Source organism: Phyllobacterium sp. P5_D12 (genome assembly GCF_054049495.1).
Genome location: NZ_JBFUMG010000796.1, coordinates 1 through 1,569, shown reverse-complemented (window position 1 = coordinate 1,569; position 1,569 = coordinate 1). Strand labels below are relative to the sequence as shown.

Below are 1,569 nucleotides of genomic sequence, written 5' to 3'. Positions count from 1 at the left end.
CCTGCTCTACGACTGGAGAGGCCAATAGCCAATCCCCGAACAGCCAGCTGTCGACATTGTTGGCAACGTTGTCATCTTCAGGCCAATCGAACAGCAGCGGACGGACAATGCCGACACCGGTCCTGTTGCGCTGATGTTCGTAGCTGTAAATATAGGGAATAAGCTTGTAACGCAGCCTGATCGCTTGAACCGCCGCCATTTCGTTCAAAGGCTGGTCGTTCGGCTTGTAATACCAGGGCTGGCGCTGCACCGCGTTTTCGCCATGTACACGGAAGATCGGTGTGAAAATGGCAAACTGCATCCAGCGCGCATAATCCTCGTTTTGCGTGCCAATCTTATTTCCATTCTCTTCCCGATCATGGAACCCGCCCGTATCCATGGTCCATTGCGTGGCTCCGGCATTGATGGCGCTCAACATCCGCTGACGCTGCACTTTCATGCTGGCGAAGCCGTTGTCGATATCGCCGGACCAGAGCGTATATGCATACCGCTGCGCCCCGAGATAGAAATTGCGGTTGATCGACCAGACGCGCAGATCTGAAGACGCTCGCTGCCCTTCATAAACCGCGCGCTGCATATCCGTTCCCTCGGTCTCGTTGCCGTCGTCGGTGGCATCGCTGGAATCTGCCTCGTCGTTCCACCAGCCTTGAATGCCTGTGTCGGATGCACCCTTGACCTTTTCCCAATACCATTTGCGAACTTCCGGTTTGGAAAAATCCACATGCCGCATCATGGTTTCTGTGAAATAGTCCTTCTTTACCTCTGTGTACGGCATCCAGTAACCTTTTCTTTCGGCAACACTGCCTTCCACGGAATAGAAAGGAATGCGCGGCTTCAGGATAGCAGTCAGTTTGATGCCCTTTTCTTCGGCGAACATCCGCAAATTCGTTTCTGCGGTCTTTGGAGCGTCGGGCTTCATGCCGGGAAACCGCTCTATGTTCCACTTGAACTGGGAGTCTGAGACTTTTCTCGCGTTGCTGTACGCACCACCCCAGAACATCCAATCGAGGTCAAAGGTGAAGGCGTCGATCGGAATATTGTTTTCACGATATTGTCCGATAATATCGCGAAACTTCTCCTCGGTCATGCCGACCAGTTGGCCGTTACCGTTCTTCAGATCGTCCCAGGCTTTGTCCGCACCCCACTGGCTGTTGGTGAAGCCCATCGCCCATTTAGGAAAAAGCGGCGTGCGTCCGCTGATTTTTGCTACGGCACCGAACAATTCCGCCGGACGCCCTACCAGAAAATAGGCATCGACATCTTTCTTCGACGTATCCGGAAACTGGATCCGATTTGGGTAGCGCAGGTCGATTTTTCTGGTGCTGAAGCCCATTGTATCGACCAGAACACCATAACCGGATGTACTCCAGACAAAAGGCGCACCAGCATGACCCTGAGCGCCGGAATTCAGCCCCTCTTCGAGGTCGCGGTAAATATTTCTGGAGTCTTCATATCTGCCGCTCCATATCTGCCGCTCCCGCCGATACCGTAAAGCGCGTCTGTGTCTTTGTGCTTTACAATCAATTGACCCTTCTTCAGATCGTTGGTGTTGATCGACATGACTTGTTC

General features: G+C 53.1%; 1 protein-coding gene. It reads right to left on the bottom strand.

Going from position 1 to position 1,569, the window contains the following annotated elements; translation table 11 throughout:
* Positions 1-1,333: glycoside hydrolase family 31 protein (locus ACXJ5O_RS26500; RefSeq protein WP_457302509.1), on the bottom strand; the 1,333-nt coding region annotated here is incomplete at its 3' end.
* Positions 1,334-1,569 lie beyond the last annotated feature (236 nt).